Origin of the sequence: uncultured Shimia sp. (assembly GCF_947498095.1) — a bacterium.
In the GTDB taxonomy this organism is placed as follows: Bacteria; Pseudomonadota; Alphaproteobacteria; order Rhodobacterales; family Rhodobacteraceae; genus Shimia.
Genome location: NZ_CANMJE010000002.1, coordinates 80,061 through 99,092, shown reverse-complemented (window position 1 = coordinate 99,092; position 19,032 = coordinate 80,061). Strand labels below are relative to the sequence as shown.

Sequence of the window (19,032 nt, the reverse complement as noted above, 5' to 3'; positions counted from 1 at the left end):
GTCCGGCCGCTTTTGCCTGTGGCCGTGACATTTTATGCGCTCGGTTCACCGATGCGCTTGATTTCCCATACTAGCTCTATTCCGCTGTTTTGGAAAACCTTTTTTCTGACGTCTTCCCCAAGATTTTCGAGGTCTGCGGCGGTTGCGCCACCGGTGTTGATCATAAAGTTTGAATGCTTCTCGCTCATTTGGGCGCCACCAACGCGCGCGCCGCGCATGCCAGCGTCATCAATCAGCTTCCACGCTTTCAGATCGTGCACATCATCCGCCTGCCCTGTTGACGAAAATCCGGCCGGATTTCTGAACGTGCTGCCCGCAGTGCGGTCCTTGGTGGGTTGGGTCGCATCGCGCTTGGCCAGTTGCGCCTCCATGAGGTCCGCCAGCTCTTGCGGGTCACCGCTGGGGGCCTCGAAGGTCGCTTCAAAAATCACCCAACCTTCGGGCAAGTCGGTCTGGCGATATTGGAAATTCAGATCGTCTGCGGTCAGCGTCACGACCTCACCCGCGCGGGTTACGGCACGTGCCTCGACAAAGACATCGGCCACATAAGCGCCATAGCACCCTGCGTTCATACGTACCGCGCCACCAATCGCCCCGGGGATGGTGCGCAAAAAGGTCAGGTCCACACCGGCCTGGGCCGCCTTGCGCGCCACATGCGCATCCAGCGCGGCAACGCCAACCGTCACACGATTGCCTTCGACCTCGATGCTATTGAAACCACGTCCCATGCGGATCACCACGGCGCGCAATCCGCCATCCCGCACAATCAGGTTTGACCCGACACCCATCGGAAAGGTCGGCACAGAAGGATCAAGCGCTTTCAGAAAGGTGCAAAGGTCGTCCAAATCCGCCGGTTGAAAAAACCAATCCGCAGGGCCGCCGACACGCAACCACGTCAGATCGGCCAATTCCCGGTTTTCTGTCAGTTTCCCGCGCACTTGGGGCATCTGGGTCATGATTGCGCTCCTTGATTGCGGGCGGTTTTGCGGCACCGCTGGGCGAAACGCAAGGGATCAGCGCCCAATTCGCGCCTTGATCCAACGCCATGTATAAAGCACAGGCCAGCGCATCATCCACGCTCCGGCAAAGAAAAACACCAGCGCCAGCCAAATCCCGTGCTCCCACCAGAGATAGATCAGGATCGGCACGCCAATCGCAATCATGCCATAGGCAAAGCGCCACAAGTAATCTTTACTGGGAAACATGGCGCGGATATTGGCGGCAAGCATCCACAATAGGGCAAGTGTAATCGACAGGCTCATTCGCTGGGGATCTCCGGTTTTTCACCTTTGGCACGGCGCCACAAGTATCGCAGTGGGTTGCGCATCATCGACAGGAACCCAAGAAGGGCCGCGATGCCAAACCACATGCCATGTTCCCACCAGATCACGGCGATGAGAACCGGCGCCAGAAACAGCAATGTGCCACCAGGAACAAACTGCCGCCGCATGGGCAGCATCGCCACGACGGTCGCCATTAGTACCCAGAGGCACGCGAGGATCAGGGACAGGCTCATGCAAAATCTCCCAATGCGACGGCAAGCGCCGTCAAACTTGCCAGCATTCCCAACACTGGCACCGCGCGTGGCACCTGAAAGGCCGGGCTGACGTCGGATTTCAACTTCATACGCAATAGTGCAGCGTTGACCAAGACAAACACCATCAAAAGAACGGTGGCGCTGACTTCGGCCAATGTCGCCACGGGCAACCACAGCGCACAGAGGATCACCGCCACCCCAACCCCAAGGCTGCCCAGCACAGGCGTGCCTAGGCGTGGATGCACATGGTGAAACACCGCGAACAGACCACCCTGCCGCCCCAGACCAAACAACACCCGCGCCGCCATCACGATCTGCGCGAGCACCCCGTTCAGCGCCGCCGCAACCGCAATTGCCGACAGGAACACCGCCGGCGTTGTAGAATAGGCTTGCCAGACCAACACAAGGGGCCGGTCACTTTGCGCCAGAATTGCAGGCGGCACCGCGCGGGTCGCGGCAAAGGCCACAAGGGCATAGATCAGACTGACCAGTACCAGTGCCGCAATGATGGCGCGTGGCATCGTGCGTTCCGGGTCGCGTGTTTCTTCGGCCAGATTAACGATGTCTTCAAAGCCAACAAAAGCAAAGAACGCCAACGCCGAGGCAGCCAGTACCCCATATAGAACCGCATTGATATCCCCCGCTGCAGCAATCGCTTCGGTTGTTGGCGCCGCCGGTGCCGCAAGGAACCCTGCGCCGATCACGAGGATCAGGCCGACAACTTCGATCACGGTCAGAAGGGCGGCAAAACTCAGGCTTTCGACAACGCCCCAAATGGCAATCCCTGTCAGGATCAGCCCGAGTGCGATGATCGCAACCGGGGTGTCGATCTGCACAATCCCCGTCAGATACCCCACTCCGCCGCGCAAGACCGCCGCCGCCGATATTGTGCCTGCCAGAACCATTGCCAGTCCGACAAGTGCCGCCAACCAAGGCGCCTCAAAGGCCGCGCGCATATAGGCAGCCGCGCCCCCGGCTTCGGGCACCCGCGAGGACAACTCTGCGAAACTCAAGGCAGACGGCAGCGCGATCAGGCCAGCCAGCACAAACGCCAGCCAAGCCCAGGACCCCGCCTGTCCCGCAACAGCACCCACCAAGACGTAAATCCCGGCGCCGATCATCACCCCGACACCGTAAGAGGTCAGCAAGCCAAAGCCGACATTCCGTTTCAGATGTTCCGCCATGCGCGCCACCTCTCCTTTGCACGAGCCTCAGGCTTCGTATTGCCCAAAATACTCCCGCCGGAGGCGTCCGACATCAAGGCGTAACGCCGCGTCCGAGGCTCAGCCAGCCAGCCGTTGCGCCAGATTGTTGGCCCAGGCGCTGATGGTCCCGGCCCCAAGACAGACGACCATGTCACCCGGTTTGGCCTCGGCGCGCACCAGCGCCTCAAGGTCTTCTTCGGTATCAACCGCTATGGCGTGGCGATGCCCGTGTGCGACCAGCCCGGCCACCAGATCATCGCGGCTGGCTCCGGGGATTGGATCTTCGCCCGCGGCAAACACTTCGGCGATGCCGACAACATCGGCCTCATTGAAACAGGCACAGAAATCTTCGAATAGCGAATGCAGCCGCGTATAGCGGTGCGGTTGATGCACGGCGATCACTCGTCCGTCACAGGCTTGACGCGCAGCCTTCAAAACGGCTGCGATCTCAACCGGATGGTGGCCGTAATCGTCGATGATCGGAATGCCTTGCCATTCGCCAACCTTGGTAAAGCGACGATTGACCCCACCAAAAGCCGCAAGCGCCTCGCGGATTTCTTCGCGTTTCATGCCGAGATGTCGCGCCACGGCCACGGCACTCAGCGCGTTAGAGACGTTGTGATCTCCGGGCATCGGCAGGCTGCAATCTTCGATCATGCTGTCTTCGCTTTGCAAGGCGATGTCGAAATGTGCAACGCCCGCTTTGTAGGTCAGGTTCACCGCGCGCACATCGGCCTGCGCATTGAAGCCAAAGGTCACCACACGTCGATCCGTGATCTTGCCGACCAGCGTCTGGACGTCCGGGTCGTCGGTGCAGCACACGGCCAATCCGTAAAACGGGATGTTAGACACAAAGTCTTCAAACCCTTTGTGCAGCGCCTCTTCGGTTCCCCAATGCTCCATATGCTCGGGGTCGATATTGGTCACGATTGCAATCGTAGCAGGCAGACGGTTGAACGTGCCATCGCTCTCATCTGCCTCAACCACCATCCACTCTCCATCGCCTACGCGGGCGTTCGAGCCATAGGCGTGAATGATGCCGCCATTGATAACAGTCGGGTCATAACGACCATGATCCAGCAAGGCCGCAACCATTGTCGTGGTCGTTGTTTTACCGTGGGTACCTGCCACGGCGACGTTGGATTTGAGCCGCATCAACTCGGCCAGCATTTCGGCCCGGCGCACCACGGGTAAACCGCGGCGACGCGCTTCGTCCAGTTCCGGGTTGCCCGGCTTGATCGCGCTTGAGATCACCACAACCTCGGCGTTCTCCAGATTCTCAGCCTTTTGCCCGACGAACAATGTGGCGCCATGCTCGACGAGCCGCTGGGTGATCTTGGACTCTTTCAGATCCGAGCCCTGCACCACATAGCCGTGGTTCAGTAGCACCTCGGCGATACCCGACATACCAATACCCCCGATGCCCACAAAATGGATCGGGCCAACGTCGCCGGGCAGTTTGGTTGCAGCACTCATCTTTTATTCTTCCTTGCTTGCCAACATCTCAACCATCGCCACGAGGGTTTCAGTTGCCTCGGGCTTGCCCACTGACAAAGCTGCTCGCGACATCTGGCTGGCTCCGTCCGGGTTGGCGAGAATGGTAGTAATCTGGTCTTTTAGACTGTCGACGCTCAGTTTGCTCTCTGGGATCAGAATGGCACCCCCGGCCTCAACCAAACCGCGCGCATTGGCGGTCTGGTGGTCTCCGGTCGCCGCTGCAAAGGGGATCAGGATCGAGGGTCGCCCCACCACGCTGATATCTGCCACTGAGGAGGCACCCGAGCGTGAAATCACCAGTTGCGCCTCACTCATCCGCTTGGGCACGTCATGAAAAAACGGTTGCACGTCAGCGTTGATACCAGCTTCGGCATAAAATGCCGTCACCCGATCAAAATCTTCATCGCGCGCCTGATGGCTGACGCGAACGTTGCGCAGCAGGCCTTCGGGCAGCGCGGCAATGGCGCCGGGGACAGTGTCGCTGAGAATGCGCGCGCCTTGCGAGCCACCAATCACCAGGATCGACATGGGGTAATCGCCGGGTGCGATATAAGCGGCACCTGCGCGCTCCAGAACAGCACCACGCACCGGGTTGCCCGTGTGCGTGCCTTCGATCCCTTCGGGCAGTTTGGTTGGCCACGTGCCACAGGCTATCACGTTAACGCGGCTGGCAAATTTCTCGTTCACACGCCCTAGGATACCGTTCTGTTCATGGATCATGCGCGGCAGCTTTAACAGCCACGCCGCACCCATCGCCGGAATGCTGGGATAGCCGCCAAAGCCCACGACGACTTCGGGGCGGTCTTTGCGAAAGGTCATCGCGGTCTTCACGACACCGCCCAGAATGCGGAACGGCACCGCCAGCTTGGCCAAAAGACCGCCACGCGCAAAAGTCGCGCTGGACACTTCTTCGATCTCGACCGTGTGGGGGAAACCGCTGGTATAGCGCGCGCCGCGGGCATCGGTGGTCAGCTTGACCCGCCAGCCCTTGCGCAGCATCACCTCGGCCAGCGCCTGTGCAGGGAACATGTGTCCGCCTGTGCCGCCTGCCGCAATCACCAGCAATGGCTTTGGTCTCATCTTGTGTGTCCCCGAAGAATCTCACCGATTTCGCCCTGTGGGCGGGTGCGGGTAAACGCCAAAAGCATTCCGACTGCAATCCCCCCGGCAATCAATGACGATCCGCCATAGCTAACAAACGGCAGGGTCATGCCTTTGGACGGCAAAAGACGTACGGCGACGCCCATATTGATCATGGCCTGAACGCCAAACATTGCCGCAAGCCCGGTGCCAGCCAGCCGCGTAAACGGATTACGTTCGCGCATTAGGCGGAAAAAGCTGCGGACCACAACGATTGAATAGAGAGCGATCACTACGAGAACGAGGATCAACCCGTACTCTTCTGCAGCCACAGCAATAATAAAATCGGTATGCGCATCCGGCAGGGACCACTTCACCTGCCCTTCGCCAACACCAACACCATAAAGGCCGCCTTCGCGAATGGCATTGGTGGCATAGCCAATCTGGGTGGTCGGATCGACACTGCGATCCAGAAACCCGTCAATCCGGCGGGCAAAGTGCTCTGAATTCAAATAGGCAAACCGGGCGGCGGGATAGATCGAAATGATAATGGCCCCGATCAGCGTCATTGGCGCGCCTGAGACGAAATACATCACGGCCCAGCCGAATAGGATCAAGCTGGCCTGACCGAAATCGGGCTGCAACGCCAGGATCAAAACGATCGTGATCATCAACAAAAAGGACCACATCCGCCCCGGAGGACCGTTGATCTCTTCGTTCGCAGCCATCAGCCAGGCGGCAACAATCACGAAGGCGGGCTTCAGGAACTCGGAAGGCTGAACACTGGCAAACCCAAGAGAATACCAACGCGTCGCACCCTTGCCGAAATCGGTGCCGAAAAACGGCAGGCCCAGCAACGCAATGAACGACACGATAAAGCCGATTGTCGCCAGACGTCGCACCATGGTCGGGCTCATCATCGACGTGAGCAGCATGGCCACCAGTGCCGCGCTGCCGAAAATCACCTGTTTCTCAACATAGTGAAAGGCGTCAAAGCCGTTCTTTTCAGCCAAGGGAGGCGATGCTGCCATACCCAGCAAAAGACCAACGCCAAACAGCGCCAGAATGGCCACCATCGACCACTTATCCAGTGTGCGCCACCATTTAGGTAGGACCGGCTCACCCCCCTGAACAGGAAGCGTGCCATAAACCATCTCTGTCATCGGATACCCGCCGATCTGCCTCTCGAAACGCCCGTTTTCCGGGTCTGATCGAAACTTTAGCACGGGGTGAGACTCTTGCATAGAGTCGGCTGAAACCCAGTGGAAATTTGCCGATCCCAGAAATCGTGGGCATTTATGTTTGATACAGCGTTATCCGCCTCGCCGAGTTTTGGTGTCAGGGCACAACAGGACGGACATTATTATGAACTATGCTATTGGAATGGCCGCAGCACTCGCGATCGGTGCTGGTGGTGTTTATTTTGCTATGAACAGCCAAATTGGTGAGCTCAGGACAGACCTTGACGCGGTCAAGCAAGAGCTCGCTGACGAGAAAAAGAAACGCACCGCCGCTTATGGCGTGTTGAACAAGGTCAACCATATCGCGCTCTACACCGCGAAAACCCCGTTCAACTGCAAGTATCAGGACGGCGGCTTCCCCACCTTCAAAGGCGTCATTCGTTACTTCTGGGACTTTGAGCACGCCTATGGCATCGAGGTGCCGGACAATTACGTCTGGAACCTGGTTGAAGATCCGGCATCACCCGGTGTCGGCACGATCACCGTGCCACCGCTGAAACAACTGCGCCCCACCAAGATCGAATTCAGCAAGTTTGACGAGTTGGACTTTGCCGGCTCAAAACGTTTCCAGCGCATGTATGCTGATGTCCTGCCGATTGCGCGGGATCGCACGGATCTGGTTGGTGATGAGCGCCTCAAGATCGACGGCACCCTCTGGAGCCGGTCCGAAGCTGCTTTGGCAGACCTGATCCTGCCGCTGGCCAACGAGGCCCGCACCGCTGTGGACGAAGCCCCCCTGACACAAGTCGTTGTGAAGTTTGAAAACCGCCCGGCCTCTATCAGCGGAGTCGCGACCAAGTTCAGCGACGATTGCGCGATCAACTAAGCTCACGCAGGGGTCACCGCACACCTACGGCTCGTAGGTCGGACAATCTTGTCCGACCTACCTCTGCCTCTTGACCCCCACCGCAACATCAGGCACCCCGCCCCCATGCACTATGACACGATCATTCTTGGCGCCGGCGCCGCCGGTATGATGTGCGCCGGCCACACGGGCGGGCGCACCCTTGTCATTGACCATGCCAAAGCGCCGGGCGAGAAGATCCGGATTTCCGGTGGCGGGCGTTGCAACTTCACCAACATTTATGCCGGGCCAGAGAACTTTCTGAGCGCAAACCCGCATTTCTGCAAATCCGCACTCAGCCGCTATACGCAATGGGATTTCATCGATCTCGTCACGCGCCACGACATTCCCTATCACGAGAAAACGCTTGGCCAGTTGTTCTGCGATACCAGCGCCAAGGACATCATCGCCATGCTGCGCGCAGAGATGGACAAGGTTGGGGCAGAGCTGCGGCTCAACACATCGATCCTGTCCGTCACGCAAGATGGTCAGAGGTTCAAAGTTGTAACCAAGTCCCAAGGCGCACTTGTAACACTGACCTGCAGCAATCTGGTCTTGGCCACGGGCGGCAAGTCGATCCCCAAGATGGGCGCGACCGGGCTGGCCTATGACATCGCCCGACAGTTTGCCCTGTCCCTGACCGATACCCGTCCCGCATTGGTGCCATTCACTTTTTCAGAGACACCTTTCAAGCCCCTGTCCGGCACGGCCCTGCCCGTGCGCGCAAGTGCCGCAAATACGTCGTTTGACGAGGCCATGCTGTTCACCCACCGGGGCCTGTCCGGCCCGGCCATGTTGCAAATCAGCTCTTTTTGGCACGAGGGCGAGGACATCCAGATCAACCTGTTGCCAGACACGGACCCGTTTGAAAGCCTGAAAGCCCGACGCCAAACCGACGGGCGCCGCAATCTTTCAACGGTCCTGGGATACCTCTTGCCCGCCAAAGTGGCGGATTACCTCAGCCACGACTGGGCGCTGACCGGAAATCTTGCCGATCAAAGCGATGCAGCCTTACGGGAACTTTCAGAACGGCTGCAAAACTGGTCGCTGCGCCCCACTGCCACCGAAGGTTATCGCACCGCCGAAGTGACCCTTGGCGGCATCGATACCGACGGGTTGTCGTCGCGCACAATGGAAGCAAAGACTCAGCCCGGTCTCTATGTCATCGGCGAGGCGGTGGACGTCACCGGTTGGCTTGGGGGCTACAACTTTCAATGGGCGTGGTCTTCGGGCTGGGCCGCAGGCAAGGCCATTGCGGAACGCGTCGCCAAAACACCGCCCACAGGTTAGTGATTGGCTGTAAGCCTCAGGTTGTGCTAGTCTTTTGGTGTAGCGGGAGATTTGTGCAATGCCACAAACCACCAAGTTGGCGGCCGGGTTGCTGGCCTTATCGACGATGTGCGGCTCTCAGGCCTTGGCCGAGGGGTTCTATTTTGGCGCGGGCCTAGGCTACACGGATGCAGAGTCAGATGGCGGCGGCACCGGCACCCGCTATTCCGAGCTTGATACCGGGGCGCTTGGCTTGACGGGTGGGTATAGCTGGGACCTCGACGGAAGTTTTGCAGCGCTCGAGATCGACACCGACATCTCGTTTGGCAGCGACCTCAAGCAAAATGGCACGGGCGTCAAGTGTTCCTCCGGCACGTCTGCCCCCTATTTCTGTTCGCATGACGCCACTGTCCGTTTGCGTGGCACCTACGGCACCGAGGTCGCAAACGACTGGAGTCTGTTTGGCAGCCTTGGGCTTGGATTTGTCATGGGCGACAGCGCCGTGACCGTGCCAGGTGCCACCGACAGCGCCATTGTCGGCGGCTTAACCGCCGGGTTCGGCGCGCAAAAGCCTTTGGGCAGCGGGGTGCTGCGGGTTGAGTTTATTCACGACAATTTCAAAAATACGCTGGACAAGCCATCGAATGGGACCGTGACATACGATCCCAACTGGGAGGCCAACAGCGTGAAGGTGACCTACCTTCTCAAGTTCTGAACCCGCTCCGACGCGCCGGATCACCACATATCAATCGGGGTCTTCTTCTGCTCGTGCAGATCACCGCCGCTGATGCGGTCCCAGAACCGTCCACCAACCAGCTGCTCGGCATCATAGGTCTTGACCAGATAGTCCTCCAGCTCGCCATCCAACTGCTGGTTCTTCATCTCGAACGTCCAAAGCTTCAACCGCCCGCGAATATCCTCGGTCAAAACGCTTTTGACAAAGGCATGCGGGACCGGGATGTAGATCCCATACTCGTCATCCGCATCGCCGATGGTCTCGACCGCCTCGCCGAAATAGAACACCGGGCAATTCAGCACATAGGTTTCTAGTGTTTCTTCGCGCGCATTCAGTTCGCGGATCTTGCTTTCCAGCTCGCGCCAGATGCGTCGGTTAAAGTTCGGCACCTGCGGCGCCATGTTGGACAGCAGGAACGTCTCGCTGTTCTGGATTTCCTGCGTATCCTGATTGGCACTGGCCACCAGGTGCCCCCGGTCAAATCCACTGCCTCGGTAAGCATCCAGACTGGCCCGGAACCGGTGCGGAATGCGGGTATCGGCGCGAAAGTGGTCCCGGCGGTCCACATCGGTCAGCAAGTAATCGTTGCGATTGATGATCTCGAGTGTCCACTTGGACTGCCGGAAATACCAGGAATACCCAATGGTAAAATATCGCCCGGTCAGGATCTGGTCACACACCGGTGCGCCATAGCGCAACTCGGGTTGCATCTGAAAAGGATCGTTCATCAAAAATCTCCCCTAAAAAAGCAAAGCGTCAAAACGCAGGGGAGACGCAGAGTCTTCCCTGCCTCTATGAGTGTATCACGATTCTAGACAATTACTTAGAGCTGTGTTGCGCTCGTCTGACCTCGCGCGTCACAATGCGTACGATTATTCGGTCCGGGCCAACACTTGCGCTGTAAAGTCATCGCCGCGTTTTTCAAAGCTGTCATACTGGTCGAAACTCGCCGCCGCAGGAGCCAGCAACACGGTGTCACCATCTTCCGCATCGGCCACAGCCTTGGCCACCGCGGCCTCCATGGTTGTGCAGACTTCGGCGTCGATCCCCTTGAGCTGCATGGCAAATGCTGCAGCTTCCCGGCCGATCACATAGGCCTTGATCACCTCGCCCGCAGCCTCCACCAGATCGCCCAGACCGCCTTCTTTCTCTAGACCACCACAGATCCAGCGAATACGTTTGAACGCGCTCAGCGCCTTTGACGCGGCATCCACATTGGTGGCCTTGCTGTCATTCACATAAGTCACGCCCCCTGCCTCGGCGACAATCTGCGAGCGGTGCGGCAATCCGGGGTACGAGGCAAAGCCCTCTTCAATCACGCGCGGCGCCAGACCCAACGTACGGCATACGGCGTAGGCCGCGCAGGCGTTCTGATGATTGTGGGTTCCCGGCAGCCCTTTGATCGCGCGCAGATCAATAGATCCAGCCTGACGCCCCTTGCGGTACTCGCTCAGGAAACCTTTCTTTGAGAACACGTTCCAGCCAGGTCCTGTGAGTTTCCTGTCTACGGAGACCCGGATCACTCGATCATCTGCACGTCCCATTGAAAGCTGCCCGGCAAGATAGGCGCCTTCGGCGTCGTCTACGCCCACGACGGCCCGATCCGGTCCACCCTCGGAAAACAATCTTCGCTTGGCGGCAAAATAGCCACCCATGCCACCGTGCCGGTCCAGATGGTCGGGCGAGAGGTTGGTGAAAACAGCCACATCCGGTGTCAGGCTGCGCGCCAGTTCGGTCTGATAGCTGGACAGCTCCAGCACAACCACATCTCCGTCCTCTGCTGGCTCAACATCCAACACGCCCCGGCCAATATTGCCCGCCAGCTGCGTCCGTCGCCCGGCCTGATCCAGAACATGGTGGATCAGCGCCGAGGTGGTGGATTTACCGTTCGATCCCGTCACAGCCACCACTTTGGGCATAACTTCAAAATGGTTCCACTCGGATGTAGCAAAAGAGCGAAAGAACAATCCGATGTCATTGTCGACCGGCACACCCGCCGCCTGAGCGGCTGCCACAACCGGGTTCGGTTCAGGATACAAATGCGGAATGCCGGGGGACACGATCAACGTCGCCACATCGTCAAACGCGCCCTGTTTCATCAAGTCACTGCAGGTGAACTCTTCGGCCACGGCCCGTGCCCGCGCCTCTGGATTGTCGTCCCAGCACAGCGGCACCGCCCCGCCCTCGCGTAAAGCCCGCGCCGTCGCCAACCCCGAGCGTCCAAGCCCCAGAACCGCCACCTTCTGATTGTCAAACCCTCTGACCGGGATCATGCCAACGCCCTCATTTCATGCTGGGATATGGGTAACTGATTGGAATGCCGTTGGGAAGGTGGGTGGACGGAATGACCCACTGTCCACTTTCGTCGCGCCCAGCCCGAGAGGGTGCAGAACACGGCATCAAAAACCGCGTGCGATTCACCAGAACCTCGCCAAAGGGTGGAGACAAGAACTTGTACACAACGGTACAAATTGCTCTTAGCGCACCTTCAGTGTGGCGAGGCCGATCATGGCGAGGATCAGGGAAATGATCCAGAACCGGATCACAATCTGAGGCTCGGACCAACCTTTTTTCTCATAGTGGTGATGGATCGGGGCCATGAGGAATACTCGTTTGCCCGTGCGTTTGAAATAGAGCACCTGAATGATCACCGAAAGCGCTTCGAGGACGAACAATCCTCCAACGATTCCCAGAACCAGTTCGTGTTTCGTGGCCACGGCGATCGCACCCAAGGCCCCCCCGAGTGCCAGCGAGCCGGTATCTCCCATGAACACAGCTGCTGGGGGGGCGTTGTACCACAGGAACCCTAGGCCTCCGCCTGCGATTCCCGCTGTGAAGATAAGGATTTCGCCAGTTCCCGGCACGTAGTGCAGATCAAGGTATTCCGTGAAATCGACCCGCCCCACCGCATAGGCGATGATGCCCAAAGTGCCCGCTGCGATCATCACCGGCATGATGGCCAATCCGTCAAGACCGTCGGTCAGGTTCACCGCATTGGCCGCGCCAACAATGACAATCATTGCAAAGGGAACGAAGAAAAAACCGAGGTTGATCAGCACGTCTTTGAAGAAAGGCAAGGCCAGTCGCATTTGCATCTCTTCGGGCTGCAGATACGAGGCCCACCACGCGGCAAGTGCCGCGATGATAAAGCCCAGCAACAACCGCACCTTACCTGAAACACCCGCCGTATTCTGCTTGGACACTTTGGCATAGTCATCGGCAAATCCGATTAGCCCGTAGGCCAGCGTCACAAAAAGAACCAGCCACACAAAGCCATTATCCAGCCGCGCCCAGAGCAGCGTTGACGTGAGCAAGGCACCCACAATCAGCAAGCCGCCCATCGTCGGGGTTCCGGCTTTGACGAAATGCCCCTCAGGCCCGTCTTCGCGGATCGGCTGACCCTTGCCCTGTTTACGGCGCAATACGTTGATCAGCGGCCGCCCGAACATGAACCCAAACAGCAGTGCCGTCAGAAACGCCCCACCGGCGCGAAAGGTAATGTAGCGGAACAGATTAAAAAAATCGCCGCCATCCGACAGAGCCGTCAGCCAATAGAGCATTATGCGTCCTCATCACTTGATTGCGGGGCGGGATGGCCCAGTTTGCGGATCGCGTCAACCACCTTGGCCAATCCCATCGACAAAGAGCCCTTGGCCAGCACACAATCGCCGGCATCCACGAGGTTCCGAATGTTTTGGGCCATCTCGTCGCTGGTGTTTGTCCATGATCCGCGTTTATCCAATGGCAGCGCGTCGTGTAAGTGCTGCATCAACGGGCCAACGCAATGCACGATGTCGATCTCGTCCATTGCTGGATGGCGCGCCATCTCGGCATGCATCTGGGTCTCCAGAGGGCCAAGTTCTTTCATGTCCCCGACAAAGGCGATGCGCCGCCCCCGGCCAATGCGCCCCAATCCGTTCTTAGTTTCAGCTGCCGCCAGAACGTCCATTGCGGCCCCCAGTGAGGTCGGATTGGCGTTATAGGCATCGTCAATCAGGTCCAGCGTCTGATCGGTTTCGACCGGATCGAGCCAAATCGTTTCGCGCGCGCCTCGCCCCGTGAACGGCACCCAACGGCCGAGATCTGCCGTCGCAATCGCGAGATCCGCACCCAAGCCTTGCGCTGCCGCCAGTGCTCCAAGGCCATTCATTGCAAAATGGCGGCCCGCAGAGTTGATCTTGTAAATCAGGACATCGCCATGCGCCCTTGCCTGCGCAATCGTCTTGTCTCCGCTCAGCGTGACCTGTTCAAGAACCCAGTCCGGGGCAGTTTCCCCGAACGTTTCAACGGCGACACCAAGACTTTGCGCTTTTTCCATCAGGATTGATGCGGTCGCAATATCGGCAGGCAATACAGCGAGGCCGCCCGGCTCCACCCCATCCATGAGTGCGGCCTTTTCGATGGCAATCCCGTCCACGTTCGCAAAGGCCTCAAGGTGTACGGCGGCCACCGTCGTGATCAGCGCCACATGTGGTCGTGCCATTTTCGCCAGCGGTGAAATCTCACCGGGGTGGTTCATGCCAATTTCAATCACGGCAAACTCGGTGTCGGCAGGCATGCGCGCCAGCGTCAGCGGAACTCCCCAATGATTGTTGTAGCTGGCGACACTGGCGTGGGTTTGGCCCTGTCCCGACAAGATTGCGCGCAGCATTTCCTTGGTGGATGTTTTGCCCACCGATCCGGTTACTGCGACCACGCGCGCCTTTGTCCTTTCACGTCCGGCTTGACCCAACTTCTCAAGGCCTTCCAAGACGTCATCTACAATCAGCAAAGGCGCATTTTGAGAAACACCCTCGGGAATGTGAGAGACGAGCGCCGCCCCTGCGCCCTTGGCCAAAGCCTGAGCCACAAAGTCATGCCCATCTCTCGCGGCTTTCAGCGCGACAAACAGATCGCCGGGTTCAATCGTACGCGTGTCAATCGACACGCCTTCAACGCTCCAATTTTCGACTGCCTGACCTCCAGTCGCGGCGGCGGCCTCGGTTGCGCTCCAGAGGCTCATGCGAACCCTCCATCCAATGCGGCCACAGCCACGCTTGCCTGTTCAGCATCGTCAAAGGGCAAGACGTCGTCACCGATGATCTGCCCGCTTTCATGGCCCTTGCCCGCGATCAACAGGGCGTCACCCGGTTGCAAAGCGTCCACGGCGCGCAGGATGGCCTCGGCACGATCACCCACTTCGGTCGCGTCAGGCGCGCCCTCCATCACCATCGCACGGATGCTGGCCGGGTCTTCACTACGCGGATTATCGTCGGTGACGAACACCACGTCGGCGTTTTCGGTCGCAGCTTGCCCCATCAGGGGACGCTTTCCGGCATCCCGGTCCCCGCCCGCGCCGACAATGGCGACAAGGCGGCCCATGACGTGGGGGCGCATGGCCTGAAGCGCGGTTTTGACGGCGTCGGGTGTGTGAGCGTAGTCAACAAAGACCGCCGCACCATTCTCGCGCGTCGCCGCCAGCTGCATGCGTCCACGTACGGTTTTAAGCTCGCCCAGAACCTCAAAAACGCGTTCAGGCTCAGCTCCGCAAGCTATCGCTAAGCCGCTGGCTAGCAACACATTTTCCGCCTGAAACCCGCCAATCAGGTTCAACCGAACCATGTAGGATCTGCCCCGGAACGTAAAGCGAATGTCCTGGCCTGTGGCGTCAAAGCGTTGGGCGTCTAACACCAGATCGGCGCCATCGCGGCCAACGGTCATTACTTCTTGCCCACGGGCGCTGGCGATGGCGGCCATGTCCACGCCGCGTGCGTCATCGATGTTGATCACCGCCATGCCGTCTTCGGGCAACACACGGGCAAAAAGCCCGGCCTTGGCGGCAAAGTAATCGTCAAAGCTGTCGTGGTAATCCAGGTGGTCTTGTGTGAAATTGGTGAACCCGCCCGCCCGCAATTGCACCCCGTCCAAACGACGTTGTTCCAGCCCGTGCGAGCTGGCCTCCATTGCCGCAAACTCGACCCCTGCCTCACAAACCGCAGCTAATGTACGGTGCAAGGTGACGGGCTCGGGCGTGGTATGATTGAGCGGCGCCTGAAAGTCGCCTTCAACCCCGGTAGTGCCAAGATTGACGGCCTCAAGGCCCAATTCTTGCCAGATCATGCGCAGGAACGTCGCAACCGAGGTTTTGCCGTTGGTGCCGGTGACGGCGGCCATCACGCCGGGCTGTTCTGCGAACCACAAGGCAGCGGTATAGGCCAGTGCCTGACGTGGATCCTCGGCCACAACAAGCGCTGCATCCGACGCAGAAAGTTCAGTCGCTGCGAGTCGTGCGCCTTCGGCATCGGTCAGGATCGCAGTTGCGCCCATGCGCAGAGCATATTGAATGAACTCTCCGCCATGAACACGGGTCCCAGGAAGAGCTGCAAAGAGAAACCCGTCTTTCACCTCGCGGCTGTCCACGGCCAAGCCGGTGATTGTCGGATTGCGTGCGGCGCTGGCAGTCAGCCCCAGATCGGATAAAGGTTTTGCCGTCTCTGCCATCAGCCCTGCCCCTGTGCGTGCCGTTCTTCGGCGTTAGTTTGATGTCAGGGTTATACCAGCCAGTTGCCCGGGTTCAACTTCGGGACGCATTCCCAAAAGCGGTGCGATACGGCCGATCATTTCGGCGGCAACGGGAACGGCGGTCCAACCAGCGGTGCGGCGTGGTTCCGGGCCAGACGTCTCAACGGGCTCATCCAATGTCACGATCAGCACGTACTTGGGATCATGCGCCGGAAACATTGAGGCAAAAGTGGCGATTACCTTGTCTTCGTAGTACCCGCCCCCGCGTTCTTTGGGTTTATCCGCGGTGCCGGTCTTGCCACCCACTGCGTAGCCCGGAACCTCACCAAAGGATGCTGTGCCTTCGGTCACAACCTTTCGCAACATGACACGCGCCGCCTGAGCCGAGGCCTCGGACATGATGCGCGCGCCATCCTGAGGCGCGTCACGGCGCAGGATGGTTGGAACCACACGTTTGCCACCATTGGCAATCGCCGCGTATCCGGCGGCCAAATGCAACGGGCTGGAAGACAACCCGTGGCCATAAGAGATTGTCATTGCAGACAATTCTGACCACTTCTTAGGAAGCAAGGGTTGTGCGCCCTTGGCCTCAACCACTTCCAAAGGCGTGGGATCAAAGAAACCCAGGTCGCGCAGGAAATCCTGTTGGCGCTCTCCACCAATGACCTGTGCCATGCGTGCCGTGCCAATATTGGACGACTTTACAATGACCTTGGTCAGCGACAACTCAGAGCCGTAGTTGCGGAAATCGCGGATTTTGAACTTGCCCCATTTCAGCGGCCCTGCGGTTTTCACCATTGTTGAGGGGTTGGCAATGCCAATATCCATCGCTTGCGCGGCGGTAAAAATCTTGAACGTCGACCCAAGCTCATAAAGTCCCTGAACAGCGCGGTTGAACAACGGGCTATCACTGGGGTTGCCTTCGGTCGGTGGGCGCGGGCGCGCATTGGGGTCAAAGTCCGGCAGGCTGACCAGCGAGATAATCTCACCCGTGTGGACGTCCATCAGAACCGACGTGGCCCCTTTGGCATTCAACAGTTTCATGCCGCCGTACAGCACACGCTCTGACGCGGCCTGAACCGTGAGGTCCAGGGACAGCGTCAATGCCCTGCCACCGTTGGCAGGATCGCGCAGCGCCTCATCAAAATACTTCTCAACGCCGGCCACACCAATCAACTCAGCCGCGCGCACGTCCTCTTTGCCAAAGCTGGCGCCACCCAGCACATGTGCCGCAAGTTTGCCATTGGGATAAAGCCGCATTTCACGCGGACCAAACAACAACCCCGGATCACCGATGTCATGCACGGCCTGTTTCTGCTCAGGGCTGATTTTCTTCTTGATCCACAGGAACTTACGCTTCCCAGTAAAATCCTTTATCAGGCGTTCTTCTTTCAGGTCGGGAAAGATCGACACCAGTTCTTGGGCCACTCTTTCCTTGTCGATCATCTGGTGCGGCTGCGCGTAAAGCGAATGCGTTTCAAGATTGGTGGCGAGGATGCGGCCCTTGCGGTCAACGATATCGGCGCGTTGCGCAGCGATCTGCGACCCAGCAGCACTGGCACGGGGCTCTTGAGCTTCGGAGAACGCAAGCGCGCCCATACGCGCACCAACGGTCAAAAACCCAGCCAAAAACGCGATAGACAGAACCAGCAAACGCCCCTCGGCACGGTTGCGGGCCTTGTCACGCATTTCTTCATGACGCAGACGGATGTTTTCACGCTCAATTGCGTCCGGGTTCTCACCGGTATCACGCGCCCAAAGAATTCGGGCCAATGGACGAAGAGGTGTTCGGATCATGGCCAATCCTCCGCGTCGGTTTGCGAGGACACGTCCACAACACCGGTAAAGTCGATCTTTTCCGCGGGCGGATAGCTGACCTGATCAATCTTGCCGAACTGGTCAGGGCGCAATTGCAAAAGTTGCAACCGGTCAAAGTTCAGTTCTGCCAGATCTCGCAGACGGTCCGGACGGTTCAAATAGGCCCATTCCGCGCGCAACACGGCCAACCTTGACCGCGCTTCGCCAATCTCACGTTGCAACCGTTCGGTTTGGGCGATGACATCCTGCGTGCGATAGTTTTCGCGGTAAGCCCAAACAGCCAACCCAATCACAGCCAAAGTGGTCAAAAAGAAGATCATGCTCCGCATCAGCGGCGCCCTCCAAGTGTTGGCATTCCAATCTGTTTTTCATCGACGCGGCCCGGTTCTGCATCAGTGCGACGCGCGACGCGCAATTTAGCGGAGCGTGACCGTGGATTGATCTCCAGCTCATCATCTTCCGGGCCAACAGCCTTGCGTGTAATCAGCTCAAACGCCGGTGCCTCGCGCTCGGTTTCCGGCGCATAGCGGTTGACGTTGCCCGTGCGTCCCGCGCGGGCCTGCATAAAGCGTTTGACCATGCGGTCTTCGATCGAATGGAAGGTCACAACAGCCAGCAAGCCTCCGGGCTTCAATGCCCGCTCGGCAGCCATCATCCCACGAAACAACTCGCCATATTCATCGTTCACCGCGATCCGCAGCCCCTGAAAGCTGCGGGTCGCCGGGTGCGATTGTCCGGGCTTGGAACGCGGCAGGCATCCCTCAACGATCTCGGCAAGGCGCAAGGTTGATGTGATGCGGTCGATCTCGCGTTCTCGTACAATCGCTCGTGCGATGCGGCGACTTGCACGCTCTTCACCATAGTGGAACAGAATGTCCGCCAGCTCTTCGGCGGTGGCCTGATTGACAATGTCTTCGGCGCTCAGGCCGTCCTGAGACATGCGCATGTCCAAGGGACCATCGCGCAGAAACGAAAACCCACGCTCTGCCAGGTCCAATTGCATGGAACTCACGCCGAGATCCAGCACGACACCATCGAGGTCACTGGCGTATTCATCCATCCGTGAAAAGACACCCTGCACCATCTCGATGCGGCGGCCATAGCCTTCGACCCAGCTTGCTGCCATCTCAAACGCCAAAGGATCCCGGTCAACGCCGATCACCTTGTCCGCGCCTGCATCCAGCAAGGCGCGTGTGTAGCCGCCTGCACCAAACGTGCCGTCCAGCCAAACACCATCGATGGGCGCACAGTGTTTCAGGATTGCGTCGATAAGCACCGGGATATGTGCTTTGTCCTGGGCCATA

The 19,032-nt window shown here is 58.8% G+C and carries 18 protein-coding genes; 3 read left to right on the top strand and 15 right to left on the bottom strand.

Annotated features, from left to right (window positions below; genetic code table 11):
• Positions 1-32 precede the first annotated feature (32 nt).
• The 7 genes from murB to ftsW all read right to left on the bottom strand — a co-directional run bounded on the left by murB (position 33) and on the right by ftsW (position 6,482).
• Positions 33-956, bottom strand: a complete 924-nt coding sequence (gene murB / locus Q0932_RS03680) for a UDP-N-acetylmuramate dehydrogenase (protein WP_299349829.1) — start codon at positions 954-956, stop codon at positions 33-35.
• 57 nt (positions 957-1,013) lie between these two features.
• Positions 1,014-1,262: a DUF2484 family protein gene (locus tag Q0932_RS03675; RefSeq protein ID WP_299349828.1), complete on the bottom strand. Its 249-nt coding sequence runs from the start codon at positions 1,260-1,262 to the stop codon at positions 1,014-1,016.
• Positions 1,259-1,516, bottom strand: coding sequence for a DUF2484 family protein (locus Q0932_RS03670; protein ID WP_299349827.1), 258 nt, complete (start codon positions 1,514-1,516; stop codon positions 1,259-1,261). Before Q0932_RS03670 ends, Q0932_RS03675 begins: the two co-directional genes overlap by 4 nt.
• Entirely contained in the window at positions 1,513-2,721 is a 1,209-nt protein-coding gene (locus Q0932_RS03665) for an amino acid permease (RefSeq protein WP_299349826.1), read from the bottom strand. Before Q0932_RS03665 ends, Q0932_RS03670 begins: the two co-directional genes overlap by 4 nt.
• 99 nt (positions 2,722-2,820) lie before the next feature.
• Entirely contained in the window at positions 2,821-4,218 is a 1,398-nt protein-coding gene (murC, locus tag Q0932_RS03660) for a UDP-N-acetylmuramate--L-alanine ligase (protein ID WP_299349824.1), read from the bottom strand.
• 3 nt (positions 4,219-4,221) lie between these two features.
• The gene (locus Q0932_RS03655; RefSeq protein WP_299349822.1) at positions 4,222-5,319 is read right to left on the bottom strand and encodes a UDP-N-acetylglucosamine--N-acetylmuramyl-(pentapeptide) pyrophosphoryl-undecaprenol N-acetylglucosamine transferase; all 1,098 of its coding nucleotides are present in this window, start codon (positions 5,317-5,319) and stop codon (positions 4,222-4,224) included.
• A complete protein-coding gene (ftsW, locus tag Q0932_RS03650; protein ID WP_299350615.1) occupies positions 5,316-6,482 on the bottom strand; it encodes a putative lipid II flippase FtsW in 1,167 nt (388 codons plus the stop codon). Before ftsW ends, Q0932_RS03655 begins: the two co-directional genes overlap by 4 nt.
• 202 nt (positions 6,483-6,684) lie before the next feature.
• Here ftsW and Q0932_RS03645 point away from each other — a divergent pair, with 202 nt between their 5' ends.
• From Q0932_RS03645 to Q0932_RS03635, 3 genes are all read left to right on the top strand, one after another.
• Entirely contained in the window at positions 6,685-7,386 is a 702-nt protein-coding gene (locus Q0932_RS03645; RefSeq protein WP_299349820.1) for a hypothetical protein, read from the top strand.
• 105 nt (positions 7,387-7,491) lie between these two features.
• Positions 7,492-8,694, top strand: coding sequence for an NAD(P)/FAD-dependent oxidoreductase (locus Q0932_RS03640; RefSeq protein WP_299349818.1), 1,203 nt, complete (start codon positions 7,492-7,494; stop codon positions 8,692-8,694).
• A 58-nt stretch (positions 8,695-8,752) separates the two neighbouring features.
• Positions 8,753-9,388 carry an outer membrane beta-barrel protein gene (locus tag Q0932_RS03635; protein WP_299349816.1) on the top strand — a complete coding sequence of 212 codons (636 nt, stop codon included), beginning with the start codon at positions 8,753-8,755 and terminating at the stop codon, positions 9,386-9,388.
• 20 nt (positions 9,389-9,408) lie between these two features.
• Here Q0932_RS03635 and Q0932_RS03630 read toward each other — a convergent pair whose 3' ends face one another.
• From Q0932_RS03630 to rsmH, 8 genes are all read right to left on the bottom strand, one after another.
• Complete coding sequence (locus Q0932_RS03630; RefSeq protein WP_299349814.1) at positions 9,409-10,137, bottom strand: DNA/RNA non-specific endonuclease; 729 nt, start codon at positions 10,135-10,137, stop codon at positions 9,409-9,411.
• A 144-nt stretch (positions 10,138-10,281) separates the two neighbouring features.
• Positions 10,282-11,682, bottom strand: coding sequence for a UDP-N-acetylmuramoyl-L-alanine--D-glutamate ligase (gene murD, locus Q0932_RS03625; protein ID WP_299349813.1), 1,401 nt, complete (start codon positions 11,680-11,682; stop codon positions 10,282-10,284).
• Between the two features lie 204 nt (positions 11,683-11,886).
• Complete coding sequence (gene mraY / locus Q0932_RS03620; RefSeq protein WP_299349810.1) at positions 11,887-12,969, bottom strand: phospho-N-acetylmuramoyl-pentapeptide-transferase; 1,083 nt, start codon at positions 12,967-12,969, stop codon at positions 11,887-11,889.
• On the bottom strand, positions 12,969-14,411 hold the full coding sequence (murF, locus tag Q0932_RS03615) for a UDP-N-acetylmuramoyl-tripeptide--D-alanyl-D-alanine ligase (protein WP_299349808.1): 1,443 nt from the start codon (positions 14,409-14,411) through the stop codon (positions 12,969-12,971). The genes mraY and murF overlap by 1 nt, the downstream gene beginning before the upstream one ends.
• Entirely contained in the window at positions 14,408-15,889 is a 1,482-nt protein-coding gene (locus Q0932_RS03610; protein ID WP_299349806.1) for a UDP-N-acetylmuramoyl-L-alanyl-D-glutamate--2,6-diaminopimelate ligase, read from the bottom strand. The genes murF and Q0932_RS03610 overlap by 4 nt, the downstream gene beginning before the upstream one ends.
• Before the next feature lie 33 nt (positions 15,890-15,922).
• Positions 15,923-17,707, bottom strand: a complete 1,785-nt coding sequence (locus Q0932_RS03605; RefSeq protein ID WP_299349804.1) for a penicillin-binding protein 2 — start codon at positions 17,705-17,707, stop codon at positions 15,923-15,925.
• Positions 17,704-18,057, bottom strand: coding sequence for a cell division protein FtsL (locus Q0932_RS03600; RefSeq protein ID WP_299349802.1), 354 nt, complete (start codon positions 18,055-18,057; stop codon positions 17,704-17,706). The genes Q0932_RS03605 and Q0932_RS03600 overlap by 4 nt, the downstream gene beginning before the upstream one ends.
• Positions 18,057-19,031 carry a 16S rRNA (cytosine(1402)-N(4))-methyltransferase RsmH gene (gene rsmH / locus Q0932_RS03595; protein ID WP_299349800.1) on the bottom strand — a complete coding sequence of 325 codons (975 nt, stop codon included), beginning with the start codon at positions 19,029-19,031 and terminating at the stop codon, positions 18,057-18,059. Before rsmH ends, Q0932_RS03600 begins: the two co-directional genes overlap by 1 nt.
• Position 19,032: the final 1 nt, after the last annotated feature.